We start from the raw sequence: 19,718 nt of genomic DNA, 5'->3' as shown, positions 1-19,718 counted from the left end.
CTATTCCACCTCGAACTTGTAGCCTACACCGTAAACAGTCTGAAGGCTCCAGTTCGTTCCTTCCTGAGGAAGCTTAGCCCTTATTCTCCTGATATGGGTATCCACAGTTCTCGTATCTCCATAGAAGTCATATCCCCAGACCCTGTCAAGAATCTGCTCCCTTGAGAATACCTGGCCTATGTTTGAGGCCATGAGATAAAGTATTTCAACTTCCTTGGGAGTGGATATGATTACCTTTCCATCATATTTCACCTGGTATTTCTTTATGCTAATTTCAAGACTGCCGAAGTTAAGTGTTGAAGACTTTCCTTCCTCTGAACTTTCAACAACTCTTCTCCTGACTGCCTTTATCCTGGCCACCACTTCCCTTGGACTAAAGGGTTTAACTATATAATCATCCGCCCCAAGCTCAAGTCCAAGTATCCTGTCAATCTCCTCTCCCTTGGCTGTCAGCATGATTATGGGTATTGAACTTGTCTTTCTGATTTCCTTGCATACCTCCAGACCGTTCTTCCCCGGCATCATTATGTCCAGAACAACAAGGGCAGGGTTGGATCTTTCAAGTTCCTCAAGGGCATCGTCGCCGTTGAATATGGAAATGAATTCGAAGCCTTCGTTATTCAGATATATCTTCAGTGATTCGTGGACTACAGGATCGTCATCGCAGATTAGTATGGTTTCTTTATTGTTCATTATAATATCCTTAATATGATTTCACTTCTCAAAAAGCATTATAGCACAATAGAAACAAATCTAAAATCATTTTATATCCGCATGATTGAAAACGAAATGACATAATCTAGATCTATATAATATCATCTGGTTCAATTATTCTGTCAATAGCTGTACAAGTTACAGCATAAACAGCTTCCGCAATATTCTCAAATGCATATTCTTTGATAGTTTCATCAGCAAATTCTTTTGTATGAAGAATACATCCATTTTTCACAAGTCCCATCAATGGGTGTATTGTAGGTACAATTTGACTTACATTACCGACATCCGTAGACCCTATCATAATCGGAGACATGTCTATTCCAGAATCATCATGTATTTCAGCCAAGTTTGCAGCAAATAGCTCCATCAATTTGTCACATGGCTTTATATTATCAAGACTGGTTTCAAAATTATTTATTTCCAAACTACATCCTGTTGCAATCGCTGCTCCTTCAGCGCAGTTTTTCAACTTCCGAGAAATCACATCAAGATAATCTCTTTTTTCTGCTCTTGTATAAAATCTTGCTCTACCATATCCAGGAACTGTATTTGGTGCTTCGCCACCATCACACACAATCCCATGAATCCTGCTGCCATCCTTTATATGTTGCCTCAAACAATTAATTCCGCTAAACGTAAGCATTATTGCATCAAGCGCATTAACACCATCTTCAGGTGCAGCAGCTGCATGAACCGACTTTCCTTTAAATACTATTTCTATTGAATCAAGAGCCATTGTCCTGCAGTCTATCATCCATTTATCATAAGCATGAACCATCATGGCAATATCAAGCTTGTCAAATACACCTTCTTCCGCCATCCTAACCTTGCTGCATATTGTTTCTTCTCCAGGAGTCCCAAACACGGTTATTGTTCCCTCCAGGTTATATTTATCCATTATACCCTTAAGTATGACAGCTGAAACTATACTTATGGCACAACTCGCATTGTGTCCACACCCATGCCCAATCTCCGGCAATGCATCATACTCTACCAGCAAACCTATATTTGCACCATTAGAACTATTTCTGTATCTACCAGTAAATGCAGTCTCAAAATCAAGTATTCCGTATTCAACATCAAAACCATTCTCATCAAGAATTTTACCGACTAACTTCTGTGCAAAATACTCTTTTCCTCCCAATTCAGGATTGTCGTAAAGATCCTGTGTTATCTTTTGCATTAGCTCCTTGTACTTTCTCGTCATTTCAAATACTTCGTTCTTTACTTCTATTGCATTCTTCATCAAAACCCTCCAATGCAAGTATATTTTCTGATTTCTAATCGTTTTATTTCCATCATATATAACCTGACAGGATCAAGCTAGAATCAAATTAACAATGCTCCTAAACCCATTTTCAATTGAAGTTCAGGAGCATTTTAATTTCTATAGCCTGTAGAACTCCTCTGCATTCTTTGACAGTATTCTTTCGGCAATATTATAAGCATAATTTTCTGACATTACATTGTCTTCAACAAGTTTATCCAATACATTTGCAAGCCTTTGCTTGAAATAAACCGTTCCAAACCAGTAAAGTTCCGGTATGTTGTGTCCATCTGTTCCGAACATAACCTTATTGAGGGGAGCCATTTCAAATAGTTGCACCAGTCTCGAGTCTGCTCCAATGCTTGCAAAAGGAGTTATTGCCGAAATATCAGCCCATACATTTTTGTACTGACTGGCAAGGTAGCCGGTTTCAGCAACATATGGATATCCACAATGACATATAACCTTTTTTACCTTCCCATAGTGAGGATGTGTGATAATGTCAAAAAGCATGAGAGGATTCGATCTTCTAAGGTCCATAATCGGGCCATTGCCAAATCCACAATGAATCTGCATTGGAAGGTTGTGTTTCAGACAGATTTCAAGACCCATAAGAAGCATATAATCTCTTACTCCCTTTTCTGCAACCTTATTGGTTTTATCCTTGAGATATTCATAATACATTTTTTTTGCTTCTTCTTTTTCCAATACTTCAAATCCAAGGCCTGTAAAGTACCCGGCAACCGATTTTAGAGACACTGCGTCGTATCTTTCTATATCCCTTTCCAGGTCAGCCATAGTTTTATCCACTGTTTCCTCAAAAGCCAATCCTTCTTCAACATACTGATGATAATATACCTCAATTCTCAAATTGATATGCTGAGCATTCGTAGGATTGATATCCATGAATTCTTCTGGAGTTATGGAGTATCCATGAACAGGCTCATAAGGATAACCGGTATCAATGATCAGTTTGTCCATCTTTGCATCTTCAGCAAGCATTTCCCAGTATTTTGTCGGATTACTCTTGAACATTTCATTACGCTTTTCAATAACGGATTTCTCGTCGTCAATGGAGTCAATTCCAAAAAGTCTTGCCATTTCACCTATGGCTGACTTATAAATCAGCATGCTTTTACAATCCTCCAGCGGGAAATCATCAAATGTGAAATTCCAATACCTCTCGAATGGCTGATCCTCTTTGCTTGGCAGATACAGATGGCAGTGATTATCCACGGTTTTGAATTCTCTCAAATCAATTCTGTTCATAAAAAAACCTCCTTTTTTCCAGATTATAATTCATCTCAAGGATTATTAAAATCAGTCAAAAGGAGTATTTTTTTGTACTTCTATATTCTGTTAAAAGCCTTCCAAATCAACTCAGTCCTGCTCTTTGCACCAAGCTTGAAAAAAAGATTTCTTATGTGCTTTTTTGTTGTATATATGCTGATAATCAATTCCGCTGATATTTCTTCATTGCTAAATCCCTTACTCAAGAGATTCAGTACTTCTCTTTCCCGTCTTGTCACACCTATCAATTTATTCCCTGCTTTGTTTTTATCAGCAATTTCAAAGATTCTTAATTCAACAACACCTTTGCCATTATATGATTCTCTTCCTGGCAAACTCCTTGTCCTTAATTGAAATCTGGACATATCTCTGGATACCAACTCAACCGAAAGTCCTCTTTTCCAATTTGGATAATTGCAGTCAAGATATCCTAGCAGGAATTTAATATTCTTGTTTTCACCAAAAATCTCATCAAGTATCTCATATGAAGCTTCGTTGACAAATATAGGATTTGATTTTTCATCAATTACAATCAACCCGTCCCTGCTGTCTTTGGTGAAATTCATCAATATATTGTTCATAAGGTCCTTTTGAATCAACTCTTTGTTTTTGTTCAAATATGTCAATATATGCTTTGATAAGAACTCAAGAATCATGGCATCTTTTCTAGTATACGGTCGTTCTTCCCTTGATCTGAGCAATGCCATTCCACCAATCAACTTGTCCTTCTCAGTGAAAAAAACTCCTATTTCATTGTAGATATTGTAATTTGAAAGAAAATCGCAATAGTATCCTGAATTTTCATACTTTTCTCTCGATATCACATCCTCTAAAAGTAGAACGTTTTTTTCAACACCAGATTCTTGTTCATATTTTCAGGATGAAAAAAATCATCCCTGTAGTAACCTTCCATGTACTTGTCAATGGCTTCATCATCCAAATTCTTGACTAAAGGCGAATGTATATCCTTTGAATCGTCAATCAGCCAGAACGTGGTTTTATCATAGTTGAATATATCCGAAAAAAGATCAAGAACCTTGCACCTGAAATCTGCAGGTTCGACAATCATCTCGTCAATAAATCTCAGTATTTTCATATTGTCAGAATAACAAAAATCATCAATACTCATAACTATCTCCAGGCTTTATTTTTATTATACCAAAAATATGCCGAAAACCAAGCCTTGCATCTTCGTCTAAATGCCATTGTAATTCTTTCTGCTCAAATCCTTCCCGAAGTTTTGATTGAAGCAAGTCGTTGAATATTTTTCCAGCTTCCAATCAGGAATTCTGCATTTCTTGCAGGTTTGCCTGTACCACTTATTCCTTAACCATCTGGCAGAATGAGAATTTTTTGATCTTTTAACTATAAATTTTTCATTGCAATGAGTGGTTATTTCAGCATAATCTCCTTTTATCTGCATTTTCTTTATCCCATGCAAGGTACCGTTCCTGGATGGCCATAATTTGACTTTCTGCAGCAAGTCAAAAAAATCCACATGCTTTCTATAATACCGCTTAATCTCTACCGCCATTTTATTATTAAACCCGATTGAGATCCTCAGGACATCGAGTCCTTCGATTTATCTGACGTTACAGTCGTTACGTCAGAGTAATTCAAACCCTCAGGTCTTCCTCCCTGTATATATTTTTCCTTACACGTTTTCTTTTGCTCTCAACTTCCTCAATATCATCACCAACATTTATGAAAGTTCCTCTCCAACATTCACTGCTTTTCCTATAGTCCGTCAATACCTCATCGGACCCGAAAAGACCAAAGATATGTTCCAAATACTCACATTCTCCCATAATATGCTCTCCAAGAATGCTCGCATTGTTTTTCTCAACCAAGATGTGTTCATATGAGACATTCTTGTACCTGCCTCCCTTTGCATCACTCAGATCACCTGTAAGGAAGAGATGAAAGAGTTCCTCGACAAGGTTCACACCAGTGCAATGATATACGACGGTTGGAGTCTGGCTTGGAATTCTGGCATCAATTTCCAAAACTTTCATAATCCCGCCATCATCTATAACCTCAACATCCATTACCCCCTTCAATCCAATCCTTTCAGCAATTCCGGCGGCAATATTCCTTAACTGTTCCTTCTGCGTTTCAGGTATGTAACAAGGCGCAGTGACTCTTTTGCAGTCATAGGATTCATCTACGATTATTTCGGTAATTTCATAGGTCTTGTAAAATCCAGGCTTGCCGATTATTTCGATGGAATAGGATTTTCCAGCCAAAAATTCCTGAACTATCAGTTCATCACTTTTGCTATACTGTTCTAAAATTTCTGAAAGTTCTATTTCGTTCCCGACAAACTTCACTCCTGAACTTCCACTCCCGGACGAAGGCTTGACTATATAAGGAGCCTTGCAGTGAGGATAGTATTTTGGCGAAGGTATGTCATATTTATGAAACAGTCTATCTGAAGATTTTTTTGAAGCCGTTACGGCAAAAGCTTCAAAGTCAAAAGCCATGATTATCTCCTCTTCTTCAGACAGGCACCTCAATTTTTCCAGGACATCACAATTCTCAATCGCCGGAAGAACAATGTCCGCCTCCTTCAGCCTTTCAATCAGCATTTCATCCATTTCAAGAACATCCATACACAGGAATTCATCACATAGATTCCTGGCCGGAGCATATGGATTCTTATCGACAAGCATGGTTCTAATGCCCGCTTTCCCAGCCAGGTAGGCAGCTTCTACTCCCTGAAGCTTACCTCCGATTATGGCCAGGCTATACATGCTGAACCATCCTTTGATCTATATGTTCTTTGTATTCCATATTTGTTGCAGCCTTCAATCCCATTGAATCAAGAATTTTTTCCACAGTCACTACACTTCTGTTGCCATCGTCAATATCCTTGCAGCTCTGGGCGACACCATGAAGACCTTCGCTCGGTGGGATTATTGAAGTTATTACATTTGCACCTGAATCGATTCTTGGTTTCAATCCATCTATTCCTTCAATGTCCAGGGATGCAGGAATCAGAGATTTCTGACATACAAGTCTCAATACAGCTATGGTCTTGAGCTCAAGATATTCATCATTTTCAGCAGATGCTTGAAGCGGTATTCCCTCCTGCGGCACAAAGGTCATGACCCGTACCTGATCTGCTTTCATGCTTTTCATTTCCAGTATCGAATCTGCTATGTCCTCAATCTTTTCACCTACACCTACCATGATGCCCTCTTCAAGGAGCATGCCTATATTTTTGGCATAAAGCTTAGTATCCATCCGCTTATCATAATTCTGATTTTTTCTCAGGTCCTTGAACAGTCTTCTATTGTGGGTTTCCTGATACAAGGCATACCATTCGACACCACTAGACTTGAATCTGTCAATCAAGTCATATTCAACAACTCCCGGTGATATCATCAGTGGAATATCCATCTCTTTTTTTGTCCTGACAACCGCTTCAAGAACATCTTCAAAACCGCTGCTGTGATAATATGGATCTTCTCCCATGGTCAGATCTATAAGGTTCACTCCTGCTTCCTTCAGCTTCACAGCAATATCCATTATATCTTCAGTGTTCTTCCTGTATCGTTCAATTTCGTTTGATTTTCTGGAATAGCAAAAACTGCATCCGTTTCTACAATAGTTCGAAAAATAAACAAATCCATATAAAAATATTTTATTTCCAAACTCCCTGCTTCTTATTCTTCTGGCAGCTCCGAATAGCTTATTCAGGTCGTCTTCTTTATCAAGAAGCAACAATTCTACAATCTCTTCCTTTTCAAGTTCAGCCCCTTCCAGAGCCTTATATATTATCTTATCCAAATTACTATCCATCATATCCTACTCTCCATTTTATTGGCGAGGAGTCAGGGAGTTTCACCCTGCTACATAGATTTAGAGTCTACGCGATCAATACGATCAACCCCCCATATTGACATTTATCTGTAAACCATTCCTGCCATGACAGCCACTCCTATTGGCAAATAGTCATGGATCATCCTTTTCCCATGAAGCTCATAAGATGAAGCATTCAGTGATATCGGAACTCCAGGCGAAACTATGGCTGCATCATCCTTGATCAGATCCGTTGAAAGCCAGTTGCCGGTATTTGTAGCATCAAGGACATATTTAAATCTTTTAATTTCATCCCTGTCCACTAGAATACCTCCTTCTTCCAGAATCCTTTCGTGCTTTTTCAAATCTTGTTCATATACAAAAACCTTCGCTTTTTTGCTTTTAATCATTCCAAACATTTCCTTACCTACATTTCCATAACCTGCAAGCAATACATCCTTATCTTCAATTCCACCCCAAAATCCCTCAGCTGCCACGACAAACCCCCTGGCTGTGGCAATGATATTGTCTGAAACCGATCCGTTTTTTCTGTTTATGGCTATGAACCTGTCATCATCAGCCATGAATACTATATCAACACCCTTCATGAAAGCTTCATACAGCCCATTGACATCAGTTCCTTCCGTTATGAATGCTTGAAAACCCATATAGCTTAGAATTGAACATACGGAATCCGTAAAAGAACCTATAACACCCTGACCAGTCGTAACAGGGATTACAGCAATGCTGGCACTTTCAACAAATCTTGAAAATCCTTGTATTTCATTTCCACAGGACTTGGCAGCCAGTTCCACATATCCCATATTCGTCTTCATTTTCAGGTCATTTTCAAGTGAATTCATATTATACCTTATATCAATAATCCAGTCTTCTATCAGCCTAGTCATTGTTCGCTTCCCCCTTTATACATTTAATCTGGCACCATTAATATACGACAGGCTCCTTCCCGTCCTCTTTATATTGCTGTATCCCGACATGACCATGGCAATTCTCTCAAGTCCAAAGCCTATTCCTACCCAAGTATTGAATATTCCCCAATTTGCATCCAAAACATGGGGACCATATGCACCCGATGCGAGCTCAATACCATTGTATTCTATGTCCAGAGTCTCGCCATAAACCTCAGACGATTCAATTTTCAATTCATATCCTTCAAGTCCTATTGCATTCATTGCAGACTTTGCCAGGGCTACAAGCCTGTCCATCTGTTCTCCTTCCTCTACGCCTGCAAGTTCCACAAGATTCAACATGGTGAATTCATTCATATGGTTTGCTCCCTGTGTTTCCTTTCGAAAACAGGGACCTGATTCGAAGATCCTCACCGGCTGTTTAGTTAGCTTGTACAGATCCCTCATGACAGTATACAGACTCGGTGCATGCATAGGCCTTAAACATTTTTTTGAATCAAGCCAGAAGACCTGCGAACGAAGAGGATGATCAGAATCTATAGTCATTTTATCCAGCATTCCTGATGATATTATCACTGGTGTCGTTACCCTTGTAAATCTTTCATTTCCCGTCAGCCATTCAACAAGCTGGTCTTCTATCCGACAAACCTTAGGCACTCTTTCTTTTTCCAACAGGTTCAATATAAGCTCCCTATTCTTCCTTGCAAGCTGCTTTTCATTGATTTTAAATTCTTCGTCCCTTTCCTTCTTTGATTCGAATGATGAATCAAAAAGTTCATTTGGTGCATCTAACTCCTTGAGTCTCTGTACCTGAGATACGGTGAATTTTTCAGACATATTATCCCTCCAAAAAAATAATCATATTTCTACAGAATCTGTCTATGGAAGCAAATTCTTTAGAAATATGATTATTAAAATCACAGCTTTAATTCATATGCTCCAGACAGTTTGAATACGATATGCACACCTATGCAAAACATGAGACAAACTGCCTGAAGCCATATTAAATTAAACCATCAATTCAGCTTTTTTGATTCCTGCTCTTTCCTTGAATCTTTCAACCGAATTAATTTTCAATCCAAGTTTTTCAGATATATTGAATTTTGCTTCCATTCCATAGTTGGCATCTGTTACAAAAGGTTCCTGAGTACCTATTCCCAAATCATCTCTCAATTCGGACATATATACCGCATCACTCAATTGCTCCAGATTAACTCCCAACTTGTCAGCTATGTAATTTTTCGCATCATCAATTTTCATCTTATGGGTCATTTGCATACGTAAAACAAGATCTCCTGCAGTACGAACACCACCCATGCATGATGCAATTGAATGATTTGCTTCTTGAGCTAAAGGATCGCCTACGCCTATCTACAACCCGTCTATCTTACAAATTTCTATTAACGCTTTATCGGTTTTTGAAACTATATCCGTGTGTAGTATTTCATTCATTGGAATTCCACACACGCCCATGCCTACATTTGCATGTACAGGAATTTCTGCAACATCAGTACATGCTTTAATGAATGTACAGACCCTCCCAATATTCCAAGGGAACGACTTGTTGCAATTTGTATTGACAACTGCACCAAAAATAGAAGCTCCTGCTTTTTCAACGGCTTTTACCTGATCATGCGTATACATGCCTGCCAGTCTCTTTCCATCATATTCAAGTTTTCCATGCATTCCCAGGACAAATTCCCCTGCCATTCCTATTTCCACGGCAAGATCCGGGTATTCCTTCTTAATGATTTCAGTGGCTTTCAGAGCTGCAAGAAAATCAGCATCACCAGCCGCGCCTGTAGTATCAAGGTTTATTCCGTCTCCTCCAGCATTATATATTTGTTCTGCAACAAACACTATATCTCGTACCGAATGCTCAATTGCCTCTTCTTGCGCTTCCATAGCTTCTTCAATTCTTCCATCCGGAAGCAGCATTGACCAGTTTTCGACAGGACCGTCCGGCTTTGTATAAAAGCCCAGATTTGCCATTGCACCATAGAAAAGGGGCATTGTAGTCTTCTGGAGCGCCATTCTCATTGTACTGGCTTCCCTGTCCGCTATACCTTTCACTGTCTTATAATTATAGTCAGTATTTCCTATGTCTATGGAGTCACACCCCCACACTCTTTCAGCTATTGCAGCCTGCTCATCTCTTCTAATTGATATCATGCATTTTGAACTCACTTTATACGAGCCCGAATCATTAGTCGAAACGACTTCCCTGCCTGGCTCGACTCCCACTACCTTGCCTGGCATAATGATTATGTTGTAGAGATGATTCTTCTCTTCTTCTGTCAAAGGACTTATTTTTCCTCTCTTCACTGCATCGGCAACACCGGCATCAATATCGCTTCTTATTTCTTCTTCAGTCATATGGACGATAAATCCATCACCCATACTGGTTCTAAATTTTTTCTCTTCCGCCAATTACACCATCTCCTTTAATGCTTCTCTTTCATTAACCCATTTAAGTATAGTTTCAACAGTATCTGACGCATCCTCACAATATGCATATGCACCAATCTTTTCAGCCCATCTCTTTGTAGCCGGAGCACCTCCGACAAGAGTCTTGTACTTGTCCTTCAGTCCCTGTTCAACAAGAAGCCTCTCGATTTCCTTTTGATTAACCATTGTTGTCGTTAACAAGGCACTACTGCCGATGAAATCAGCACCTACTTCTTCCGCCTTGTCTATGAAAGTTTGAGGAGGAACCTCTCTTCCCAGATCGTAAACTTCAATCCCATTGCTTTTCACAATTGAACAGACTATACCCTTGCCAATATCATGTACATCTCCTTTTACAGTACCTATTACCAGTTTAGCCTTTTTAGGCATATCCGAAGTTTCCATCAACTCTTCAATTTCGGCTGTGATTATTTTCATAATCCTGGCTGCCATAAGAAGTTCCGGAACAAACACTTCACCACTTGCATATTTTTCCCCCATTTCCCTGATGCCTGCACTGAAACCGCCGCTGAGCAGTTCCATCAAATCAATATTTTTACTTTTGGCCATCTCCAAAGCCTCTAATGCAAGCTTGTCATCTGAATTTATAACAGATTCACTTGCCATGCTGAATATATTTTCCTTGTTCATATGTACCTCCATTACATCATTAACAAATAAGCCGATTCTATTTATAAATCATTTTTTGAATGATGATTTATACATTAGTAATATTGCTGCCCTCTGTTTCTGCAGCTGTTTCAAATTCTTCCATTGTTATTCCTGTGAATCCATAAATGATTGAAACTATGGGATTGATAAGCGCCAGGAACGTAAATGGAAGATAGTCAAAGGCATGCACTCCAAGCGTTGCAAAATAAAACGCTCCACAGGTGGACCAAGGCACCAGCGGTGAAGTCAAAGTCCCTGAGTCCTCCAATACTCTTGAAAGGTTCTTGGGCTTCAAATTAAGTCTCTTGTATATTGGCTTGTACATCTTACCCGGTATTACTATTGCCATGTATTGATCTGCTGCAATAAAGTTCATGGATATGCAAACCAGAATATTCGAGAGAATGATTGACCCTCTGCTTTTACAGAATTTCATTATTACTGTAATTATGGTTTCAAGGCACCCCGTTCTTTCAATGACTCCTCCAAATGACAATGCACATATTACTAGAGAAATTGTCCACATCATTGAATCAAGACCACCTCTGTTAAGAAGTGTATTGACCAGTTCGTTTTGTGTGGTTATTTCATATCCATAGTGCAACACGGATAATATGTCCCTGAATCCAAGTCCTTGTATGGCTGAGAAGATAATTCCTACAAAAGTTCCACCTATCATTCCCGGAATTGCAGGTATTCTCAAAACAACCATGGCAATTACAAACACTGGAGCTATCAGCAATAACGGACTGATCCAGAATTCACTTTCCAACGTAGCCAATATATCATTTATCGCACCTGCATCTACCTGTCCACTCTGATAATTCAATCCCAGAAACAGGAACAGTATTATTGAAATAATATAACTTGGTCCTGTAGTATAGACCATGTGTCTTATATGGTCAAACAGATCCGCTCCGGCAATCCCAGGCGCCAGATTTGTACTGTCTGACAAAGGTGACATCTTATCTCCAAATATTGCTCCACTTATTATTGCTCCAGCTGTCATTGCAGGCGGAATTCCCAGTCCAGATCCTACACCCATTGCTGCAACACCTATGGTTCCAGCAGTTGTCCATGAACTTCCTGTAGCCATGGAAACGATGGAACATAGCAATACGACTATTACAAGGAAGAATTTTGGTGTAAATATCTTAAGCCCGTAATAAACCATGCCCGGTACAATACCGCCTGCTACCCATACTCCAATCAAACATCCAATAATCATAATTATCAAGCAAGCCTGCATAACAAGACCTATCGAATCGATTATTGACTTTTCCATTGATTTCCATGAATAACCCAGATACTTTCCAACAATAGTAGCTACCACAGTCCCTGCAAGCAAAGGTATTTGAGGATCAACACCAAGTTTGATAATACCTACTGTTACAAACAGCAACATGCTTAAAAAAGGAATGCTTGCAATAAGTAAAGACGGCTTTCTTTCATTTTTTGTTGTTAAATTCATAAACTCGCTCCTTAAAATATTAATAATCAAGTCTCTTTAAATCTATACTGCTCAATTTTGATATCCATTATGTCAAATTGATTACTAGTTTATGCACTTTTATTATTGATATTTTAACCGAATATCTCATATCCTCCTTTTTATTATTAGAATGGCTATTTGTTTAAAATGATAAATGCAAGTTTCATACCTAAAACAAAATATTTACAATTTTTTTCAACATTTTTGTGTTTTTATTTACATCTCCAGTTTTTTCAACCTCTTCGAGATTTATATTTTTATAACTTTTATTATTTCAGCAACGCAACTTAATATCTCCATAAAGAAATTTGCCCATATATGGGCACTTATTATCTCGTATGGAAACTTTCGACAATTCACTTCCAAAGATTTCCCATAAAATGAACCTATATGGCATAACAAAAAAGCTGCCCATATATTTGCTCAATGCAAATATATGGGCAGCTACCGTTTAGTCCTTACCGAATATTAAGTTTCTTAATTTTATGCTGAAGAGTCTGCCTCTTTATTTTTAAAAGCTTTGATGCTTTTGATACATTTCCCTCTGTTTTCTTCAACATCTCTGATATAATCCCTTTCTCAAAGGATTCAACCATATCCGAATAAGATGACTTAACCTGATTATCGTCGGATAAAAGATTCCTGCTTCTCAATCTTTCAATCAGATAGCAAGGCAAATGTTCCAGTTTGATATACTTATCATCACCTGCAACGTTGCAGGCACTTTCAATAATATTTTTCAACTCCCTTACATTCCCCTTCCAATCGTAGGTATTGAAAAGCTCCAACACTTCATGGGACAATTTCAAGTTCATATTCTTGAATTTATTCTCTGCATCAATAAAAAGCTTTGAAAGATATTCAATGTCTTCACTTCTGCTTCTCAATGGCGGCACGTATATGGATATTATACTGAGCCTGTAAAACAAGTCTTCCCTCAATTTACAATTTTCAATGAGAACATTTGGATCTGCATTTACAGTCGCCACAACTCTTACATCAACTTTTATTTCACTACTGCCGCCAACACGTCTGATGTATCCTTCCTGTATTACTCTAAGCAATTTTGATTGAAGATGCATAGGCATGGAATTCAACTCGTCAAGGAGCAATGTACCTCCATCAGCCTTTTCAAACAGGCCTTTTCTCTCAATAGATCCGGTAAAACTTCCCTTTACTGTCCCAAAAAGTATTGACTCCAAGAGTGTTTCTGGAATTGCAGCACAGTTTTGAGCAACAAAAGGTTTATTTTTCCTTTCACTTGAAGTATGGATACTCTGAGCTATAATCTCCTTCCCAGTACCGGTTTCACCATATATTAAAACATTGGATCTGGATAAAGACAGTTTTTCAATTTTCTTTAACAGCTCCAACAATTCAAAATTCAGTGTCTTGTAGTCCTTGAATTCATGGAGTTTTTTCATCCCATCATTTTTTGTTCTTTTTACTGAATCTATAGATTTTTCAAAGCTTTGGATTGCTTGATATATTTGCTTAATCTGATCGATATCATGAACAAATTCAACTACACCCTCAATTTCGCCTTCAGAGATTATTGGAACATCTGTTACCATGGAAAAGATTTTTTTGCCATTTTTATTAATATATTCTTGCAGACTGTTATATATTGGAATACCGTTTTCAAGTACATTCAGCATGGAACTTTCATCAGTCGGAAACATCTCCTGAAGATGATGGCCAAGAACCTCCTCCGGTTCAAAACCTTCAAGCTCTGCTATTTTCCTGTTATAGTATATGAACTCCCCGTTTCGATTTATGATTGCCATGCCCTTGTCGAGATTGTTCAGAACTATATCAAGAAGCAGCTTTCGGTCTAATTCTTCCATTTAATCACTCCTTAGAAATCCAAATTTACTGTTTTATGCTTAATTTACACCATGTAAGACGCCAATATTAATATTCTATCAAGATATCCGTCTTTTAAAAAGAATTTTTATGAGTTTTCTGAAACAACACTTGTCCTTTACCCAGCCTTGTTCATTGCAAACTGGCTGTTGTACAGATCCGCATAGAAGCCGCCTTTTTCAATGAGCTCCTTGTGGCTGCCCTTTTCGATTATATCACCGTCATTCATAACCAGTATTATATCCGAATCGATAATTGTGGAAAGCCTGTGCGCTATAACGAAATTCGTCCTTCCCTCCATCAGCTTTTCAGTAGCCTTCTGAATGCATTTCTCAGTCCTTGTATCTACGGAACTCGTTGCCTCGTCAAGAATAAGTATCTGAGGATCCGCAAGTATGGCCCTTGCAATTGTAATAAGCTGCTTCTGTCCCTGTGATATATTGTCAGCCTCCTCATTGAGGACTGTGTCGTATCCAAGGGGCAAGGTTCTTATGAAGTGGTCTGCATTGGCTGCCTGCGCAGCCTCTACAATATCTTCATCGGTAGCATCCAACCTTCCATATGCTATATTGTCCCTTATGGTTCCCTTGAAGAGCCAGGTGTCCTGTAGGACCATGCCGAATACGCTCCTCAAGCTGCCTCTCGTATAGTCCGTAATGTCCCTTCCGTCTATCCTTATGTTCCCACCGTCTATTTCATAGAATCTCATTAGAAGGTTCACAAGGGTTGTCTTACCTGCTCCTGTCGGACCTACTATTGCCACGGTCTGTCCCGGCTTCACATCAATGTTCAGGTTTTTGATAAGCTCGGAATCCTTTTTATAGCTGAAGCTTATGCTTTCAAAGGAAACTCCGCCAGATACGCTTCTTGCGTCAATCTCAGAATTATTCTCCTCCACTTCCTCTTCTTCATCAAGAATCTCGAAAACCCTTTCAGCTGAAGCTATGGTGGATTGTATAATATTTGCTATGTTTGCTATCTGTACTATTGGATGGGAAAACTGTCTTGAATACTGGATGAAGGCCTGTATTCCACCAAGCGTCATCATATTTCTCGTTACAAGAAAGCTTCCTGCGGCGCAGACTATTACATATCCTATGTTGCCTACAAATATCATCAACGGCATTATGATACCGGATATGAACTGTGCTCTTATACCAACTTCACAAAGTCTTTCATTCAATCCGTCAAATTTTATTTCCGAATCTTTTTCATAATTGAAAGCCTTTACTATCTTGTGTCCCGTATACATCTCCTCAATGTGACCGTTGAGATTTCCAAGAACCTTCTGCTGCTCCTTGAAGTACTTTTGAGACCTCTTTGCAACCTGCCTTGTTATGAGCATGCTCAAGGGAAGAGTAACAAGGGTCACAAGAGTCAACATAGTACTGATTGTCAACATCATAACAATTATTCCGACAAGGGACACCAGAGATGTCAGTATCTGGTTAAGACTCTGCTGCAAGGTATTGCTTATATTGTCGATATCGTTTGTCACCCTGCTGAGAATCTCACCGTGGGTATTGGAATCATAATATTTCAGAGGAAGTTTTTCAAGCTTTCTGCTCACTTCCTCCCTCAGATTGTATACCGTTTTCTGAGATATCCCCACCATAAGGTACTGAGTCAAATAACTGAAGATGGAGTATGCCATGTAGAGACCGACGAGGACAAGCAGAATCCTTGTCAAATATCCGTAATCCATGGCGGCTTCGCTCCCTCCCAGCCTGGCCTTTACAGTGTCGTATATGCTGTCAGTTGCCATTCCAAGTACCTTGGGACCGAAAATATTGAATATGGTTCCCGCTGAAGCCAGAAGCAGTGCAAGAATCAATTTTATCCTGTGGGGTTTGAGATAGATTAAAAGCCTTCTCAGAGTACCCTTGAAGTCCTTTGCCTTCTCTACAGGTATTGCAAGGTTGTGCCCCCTTCTTCCGGGGCCTCTACTCTGCATGTACTGGGGTCTGTTTTCTCTTTTTTCCCTTTGTGTGCTCATGCCGATTCCTCCTCTGACATCTGGGAAAGGACAATATCCCTGTAGACTTGATTATCCTTCATAAGTTCCCTGTGTTTTCCCATTCCTGCAAGCCTTCCTTTTTCAAGTACTATTATATTGTCTGCATCCATTATGGTATTGACCCTCTGGGTTACAATGATAACCGTAGAATCCTCGGTATCCTTCTTAAGAGCCCTTCTCAAAGCAGCATCGGTCTTGAAGTCAAGAGCTGAAAAGCTGTCGTCGAAGATGTATATCTCCTTTCTTCCAGCCAGTGCCCTCGCTATTGAAAGTCTCTGTTTCTGGCCTCCTGACAGGTTTGTACCTCCCTGGGATATCTGGAAATTGTACCCGTCACTCAATGTATCAATGAATTCCTCTGACTGGGAAACAGCTGCAGACACCATTAACCTGTCTTCATCGATTGTCTTGTCTCCAAATATTATGTTGTCCCTTACGGATCCTGTAAACAAGACCGCCTTCTGCGGTACAAGTCCAATCCTGTTTCTCAGGTCTCTTTGTGTCATTTCCCTTATGTCCGTCCCGTCCACAAATATGCTTCCATCGCAAGGATCGAAAAATCTCGGTATCATATTTATAAGGGTGGATTTACCCGACCCGGTGGACCCTATTATGCCCGTAACCTCGCCGGGCATTGCCTTGAATGATATGTTCTCCAGGGCATTCTCTTCCGCTCCTTCATACTTGAAGCAAACATTCCTGAATTCCAGAAGTCCTCTTTTTTCATCAGGTGTTTTTGCATCATCAGGATCCGTTATTGCCGTCTCCATGTCAAGTATCTCGTTTATTCTGACAGCGGATGCCGATGCTCTTGGTATCATTGTAAACATCATGGTCATCATTACCAACGCAAACAGTATCATTGTTGCATACTGGATAAATGCCATCATATCGCCTATTTCCAGTATTCCAACGTCTATGCTTCCTGCACCCCTCCATACAATGGCAATAGTAGTGAAATTCATCAGGAGAATGATCATGGGGAACATGGATGCCATTATCCGGTTGACCTTAAGTGCATTATCCGTAAGATCTCCATTGGCTTCAGTAAATCTGTCACGTTCATATGCTGTCCTGTTGAAGGCTCTTATAACCCTGATGCCTGTCAAGCGTTCCCTCAACACCCTGTTAAGGTTGTCAACCTTCGTCTGCATCTTTTTGAAAAGCGGGATTGTTATGGATGCCACAATTCCTATCAGCGCCGCCAGTACTAGAACAACTGTAAGAATCAGGGTAGAAAGTCCCGGGTTTTTCGATACGGCCATGATGACTCCACCTATTGCCATGAGAGGAGCCCTTATCATCATCCTTAAGCCCATAATGGAAAGGTTCTGAATCTGGGTTACATCGTTTGTAGTTCTTGTTATGAGTGATGATGTTCCCGTCTCGTCGAATTCACCGGGAGACAGAGACTGTACCTTGGTGAAAAGCTTCCTTCTCAAGTCCGTCACAAAAGACATGCTCACCCTTGCCGACAGGTATGCCTTTAAAATATCAGAACCTGTGCCCGCCAGGGCTATCCCCAGCATTACAACACCTGTCTTCATTATGAAAGCTATGTCCTCATTCCTGATTCCAATATTCACTATGTCTGCCATAAGGGTGGGAAGCATGAGCTCCGCAAGAACCTTCATGAATGTAAACACAAAAACAAGGACTACCTGGAACTTGTATTTTTTCATTCCTTTAAATAGTTTAATCATATGTTCTCCTTATATCTTCTCCAAAATCCTTTTGATGTTTTCAAAGCTCTCTTCCAGTGTCTCAAGCTCCTCCTCGGTCAGTGCATCCATCTTTTCGAGAAGAAATTTCTTTATCTTTGTCCTGTGTGTGCTGCAGATATCCCTGCCCTTATCTGTGATAAAGAGTTTGACGACCCTCCTGTCCTCCTGGGATTTCTTTCTTTCAACAAGCTCCTCCACTATGAGGGACTCCACCAGATTTGAAAAATTCGACTTGTTCATCATCATCTTGTTGCCGTAAAACTTCATGGGACGTCCTTCAAATTTCCTGACCATCATGAGTAGCCTTGTCTGATGCTTTGTCAATCCTTCCATGGATATTCCAACCAGTATTTTCTTGTGTATTACAGGCATGGTATCCTGGATATTTTCAACTATTTTCAACTTGTCCATGTATTTTATTTCACACCCTTTTTAGTTGTTCTTTATAACCATTATGTTTCATAACCATTATACATCATAACTATTCTCCAAGCAAATATAATTTCCAAGACCTCAAGTCCTTAAAATATATTGAACGTCATGTACCGCAAGAACGCATCTATGCTTCGTTAACCAGGTCGAAGCGGTATAGTAGCGAAAGAAAGTTTCCTTAATCGGATAATGCCAACGTTTCAATGGAATGTACGCATTCACCTTTCTTGAATTATAAAAAAGACGAAGTAATAAACTTCGCCTTGTTTGGTGCTCAACTTCCTCTTGATCAGATATAAATGGAAGTTTTAACTCAAGCACTCGCCTAATTTGTCGAGATCGAGGATTTTTATGGATGACCTGTAGTAGTCGATTATTCCTTCATCCTTCATGAAGGACATTTCCCTGGACAATGAAGGTCTAGTTACGTTGAGAAAATCTGCCATCTCATTCCTGTTCATATTGAGATGCAGGGTTGTGCTTTGCTGCTTCTTGTACTGTTCCATAAGGAATTTGCATATTTTTTCCCTGATGCTTTTTATGGACAGATATTCAATCTTCCTATTAAGGTTCATTGCCTTGTTGGATACGATTTTCAGCATATTCATAATAAGGAGCTTATGGCTGAGACATGCATTTTGACAGGAGCCAACAATCTTTTCCGGAGGCATGAACATCACATGACACTCTCCCTGGGCCTGTACCGTAGCCGGCCAAAGTCTCCTTTCCGAAAAGGCTGCAATTTCTCCAAACATGTCGCCCGAATCCAACTTGTTGATTATTACCCTGGAACCGTCAAAATTATCCTTTGATATGGTAAGTGCTCCCGATAGAACAACCCCTATGCCATCTATATCATGACCTTCTATTGAGACTATTTCATTTTTATCGTATTTTCTTATTCTAGGACTTAGACAGTGAAGCATTACAAGAAGCTCTTCCTTGTTTATGTTTCTGAATAAATCGGTTTTATGCAATACATCTACCCACTCTTCATACATTAATACCAACTCCATTTCCGTAACGTATGTTACAGATTCTTTGGTCACATTATAATATA

General features: G+C 39.5%; 17 protein-coding genes and 1 pseudogene. All 18 read right to left on the bottom strand.

Translation table 11 applies throughout. The features are described 5' to 3' along the window. The 18 genes and pseudogenes from BUB05_RS06720 to BUB05_RS06630 all read right to left on the bottom strand — a co-directional run bounded on the left by BUB05_RS06720 (position 1) and on the right by BUB05_RS06630 (position 19,659). Positions 1 to 693, bottom strand: a complete 693-nt coding sequence (locus BUB05_RS06720; protein WP_073048826.1) for a response regulator transcription factor — start codon at positions 691 to 693, stop codon at positions 1 to 3. Between the two features lie 112 nt (positions 694 to 805). Further along, positions 806 to 1,963, bottom strand: a complete 1,158-nt coding sequence (locus tag BUB05_RS06715; protein WP_073048825.1) for a M20 family metallopeptidase — start codon at positions 1,961 to 1,963, stop codon at positions 806 to 808. 141 nt (positions 1,964 to 2,104) lie between these two features. Then, complete coding sequence (locus BUB05_RS06710) at positions 2,105 to 3,253, bottom strand: amidohydrolase family protein (RefSeq protein ID WP_073048824.1); 1,149 nt, start codon at positions 3,251 to 3,253, stop codon at positions 2,105 to 2,107. Between the two features lie 80 nt (positions 3,254 to 3,333). Continuing rightward, positions 3,334 to 4,098, bottom strand: coding sequence for a helix-turn-helix transcriptional regulator (locus BUB05_RS06705; protein WP_073048823.1), 765 nt, complete (start codon positions 4,096 to 4,098; stop codon positions 3,334 to 3,336). 5 nt (positions 4,099 to 4,103) lie between these two features. Further along, a complete protein-coding gene (locus BUB05_RS06700) occupies positions 4,104 to 4,403 on the bottom strand; it encodes a hypothetical protein (protein ID WP_073048822.1) in 300 nt (99 codons plus the stop codon). 66 nt (positions 4,404 to 4,469) lie between these two features. Further along, positions 4,470 to 4,808 (bottom strand): pyrrolysine--tRNA(Pyl) ligase small subunit, encoded by a 339-nt coding sequence (gene pylSn / locus BUB05_RS06695; RefSeq protein WP_073048821.1) that lies wholly within the window; start codon positions 4,806 to 4,808, stop codon positions 4,470 to 4,472. A gap of 82 nt (positions 4,809 to 4,890) precedes the next feature. Then, entirely contained in the window at positions 4,891 to 6,027 is a 1,137-nt protein-coding gene (gene pylC, locus BUB05_RS06690; protein WP_073048820.1) for a 3-methylornithine--L-lysine ligase PylC, read from the bottom strand. Continuing rightward, a complete protein-coding gene (pylB, locus tag BUB05_RS06685; RefSeq protein WP_073048819.1) occupies positions 6,020 to 7,081 on the bottom strand; it encodes a methylornithine synthase PylB in 1,062 nt (353 codons plus the stop codon). The genes pylC and pylB overlap by 8 nt, the downstream gene beginning before the upstream one ends. Before the next feature lie 101 nt (positions 7,082 to 7,182). Further along, positions 7,183 to 7,986: a 3-methylornithyl-N6-L-lysine dehydrogenase PylD gene (gene pylD / locus BUB05_RS06680; RefSeq protein ID WP_073048818.1), complete on the bottom strand. Its 804-nt coding sequence runs from the start codon at positions 7,984 to 7,986 to the stop codon at positions 7,183 to 7,185. A gap of 15 nt (positions 7,987 to 8,001) precedes the next feature. Then, positions 8,002 to 8,844, bottom strand: coding sequence for a pyrrolysine--tRNA(Pyl) ligase large subunit (gene pylSc / locus BUB05_RS06675; RefSeq protein ID WP_073048817.1), 843 nt, complete (start codon positions 8,842 to 8,844; stop codon positions 8,002 to 8,004). A 171-nt stretch (positions 8,845 to 9,015) separates the two neighbouring features. Next, positions 9,016 to 10,437: pseudogene (gene mtbB / locus BUB05_RS06665) on the bottom strand ([dimethylamine--corrinoid protein] Co-methyltransferase). After that, on the bottom strand, positions 10,438 to 11,106 hold the full coding sequence (locus BUB05_RS06660; RefSeq protein ID WP_073048815.1) for a cobalamin B12-binding domain-containing protein: 669 nt from the start codon (positions 11,104 to 11,106) through the stop codon (positions 10,438 to 10,440). It abuts the pseudogene before it with no gap. A gap of 67 nt (positions 11,107 to 11,173) precedes the next feature. Further along, positions 11,174 to 12,598 (bottom strand): Na+/H+ antiporter NhaC, encoded by a 1,425-nt coding sequence (gene nhaC, locus BUB05_RS06655; RefSeq protein WP_073048814.1) that lies wholly within the window; start codon positions 12,596 to 12,598, stop codon positions 11,174 to 11,176. 479 nt (positions 12,599 to 13,077) lie between these two features. Beyond that, on the bottom strand, positions 13,078 to 14,466 hold the full coding sequence (locus tag BUB05_RS06650) for a sigma-54 interaction domain-containing protein (RefSeq protein ID WP_073048813.1): 1,389 nt from the start codon (positions 14,464 to 14,466) through the stop codon (positions 13,078 to 13,080). Between the two features lie 137 nt (positions 14,467 to 14,603). Continuing rightward, positions 14,604 to 16,481 (bottom strand): ABC transporter ATP-binding protein, encoded by a 1,878-nt coding sequence (locus tag BUB05_RS06645; RefSeq protein ID WP_073048812.1) that lies wholly within the window; start codon positions 16,479 to 16,481, stop codon positions 14,604 to 14,606. Further along, positions 16,478 to 18,205, bottom strand: coding sequence for an ABC transporter ATP-binding protein (locus BUB05_RS06640; RefSeq protein WP_073048811.1), 1,728 nt, complete (start codon positions 18,203 to 18,205; stop codon positions 16,478 to 16,480). Before BUB05_RS06640 ends, BUB05_RS06645 begins: the two co-directional genes overlap by 4 nt. A gap of 9 nt (positions 18,206 to 18,214) precedes the next feature. Next, positions 18,215 to 18,637: a MarR family winged helix-turn-helix transcriptional regulator gene (locus BUB05_RS06635; protein ID WP_073048810.1), complete on the bottom strand. Its 423-nt coding sequence runs from the start codon at positions 18,635 to 18,637 to the stop codon at positions 18,215 to 18,217. 329 nt (positions 18,638 to 18,966) lie between these two features. Beyond that, entirely contained in the window at positions 18,967 to 19,659 is a 693-nt protein-coding gene (locus BUB05_RS06630; RefSeq protein ID WP_073048809.1) for a Crp/Fnr family transcriptional regulator, read from the bottom strand. Between the last annotated feature and the right edge of the window lie 59 nt (positions 19,660 to 19,718).

It is taken from the genome of Dethiosulfatibacter aminovorans DSM 17477, assembly GCF_900142005.1.
Classification (GTDB): Bacteria; Bacillota; Clostridia; order Tissierellales; family Dethiosulfatibacteraceae; genus Dethiosulfatibacter; species Dethiosulfatibacter aminovorans.
The sequence above is the reverse complement of the archived record's forward strand: the minus strand, read 5'-3'. Positions and strand labels throughout refer to the sequence as shown.

Excerpts from the sequence above, each read along its gene's own strand:
- BUB05_RS06720 (WP_073048826.1), bottom strand. The coding sequence starts at position 693 with ATGAACAATAAAGAAACCATACTAATCTGCGATGACGATCCTGTAGTC.
- BUB05_RS06715 (WP_073048825.1), bottom strand. The coding sequence starts at position 1,963 with ATGAAGAATGCAATAGAAGTAAAGAACGAAGTATTTGAAATGACGAGA.
- BUB05_RS06710 (WP_073048824.1), bottom strand. The coding sequence starts at position 3,253 with ATGAACAGAATTGATTTGAGAGAATTCAAAACCGTGGATAATCACTGC.
- BUB05_RS06700 (WP_073048822.1), bottom strand. The coding sequence starts at position 4,403 with ATGAGTATTGATGATTTTTGTTATTCTGACAATATGAAAATACTGAGA.
- pylSn (WP_073048821.1), bottom strand. The coding sequence starts at position 4,808 with ATGGCGGTAGAGATTAAGCGGTATTATAGAAAGCATGTGGATTTTTTT.
- pylC (WP_073048820.1), bottom strand. The coding sequence starts at position 6,027 with ATGTATAGCCTGGCCATAATCGGAGGTAAGCTTCAGGGAGTAGAAGCT.
- pylB (WP_073048819.1), bottom strand. The coding sequence starts at position 7,081 with ATGATGGATAGTAATTTGGATAAGATAATATATAAGGCTCTGGAAGGG.
- pylD (WP_073048818.1), bottom strand. The coding sequence starts at position 7,986 with ATGACTAGGCTGATAGAAGACTGGATTATTGATATAAGGTATAATATG.
- pylSc (WP_073048817.1), bottom strand. The coding sequence starts at position 8,844 with ATGTCTGAAAAATTCACCGTATCTCAGGTACAGAGACTCAAGGAGTTA.
- BUB05_RS06660 (WP_073048815.1), bottom strand. The coding sequence starts at position 11,106 with ATGAACAAGGAAAATATATTCAGCATGGCAAGTGAATCTGTTATAAAT.
- nhaC (WP_073048814.1), bottom strand. The coding sequence starts at position 12,598 with ATGAATTTAACAACAAAAAATGAAAGAAAGCCGTCTTTACTTATTGCA.
- BUB05_RS06650 (WP_073048813.1), bottom strand. The coding sequence starts at position 14,466 with ATGGAAGAATTAGACCGAAAGCTGCTTCTTGATATAGTTCTGAACAAT.
- BUB05_RS06645 (WP_073048812.1), bottom strand. The coding sequence starts at position 16,481 with ATGAGCACACAAAGGGAAAAAAGAGAAAACAGACCCCAGTACATGCAG.
- BUB05_RS06640 (WP_073048811.1), bottom strand. The coding sequence starts at position 18,205 with ATGATTAAACTATTTAAAGGAATGAAAAAATACAAGTTCCAGGTAGTC.
- BUB05_RS06635 (WP_073048810.1), bottom strand. The coding sequence starts at position 18,637 with ATGGACAAGTTGAAAATAGTTGAAAATATCCAGGATACCATGCCTGTA.
- BUB05_RS06630 (WP_073048809.1), bottom strand. The coding sequence starts at position 19,659 with ATGTATGAAGAGTGGGTAGATGTATTGCATAAAACCGATTTATTCAGA.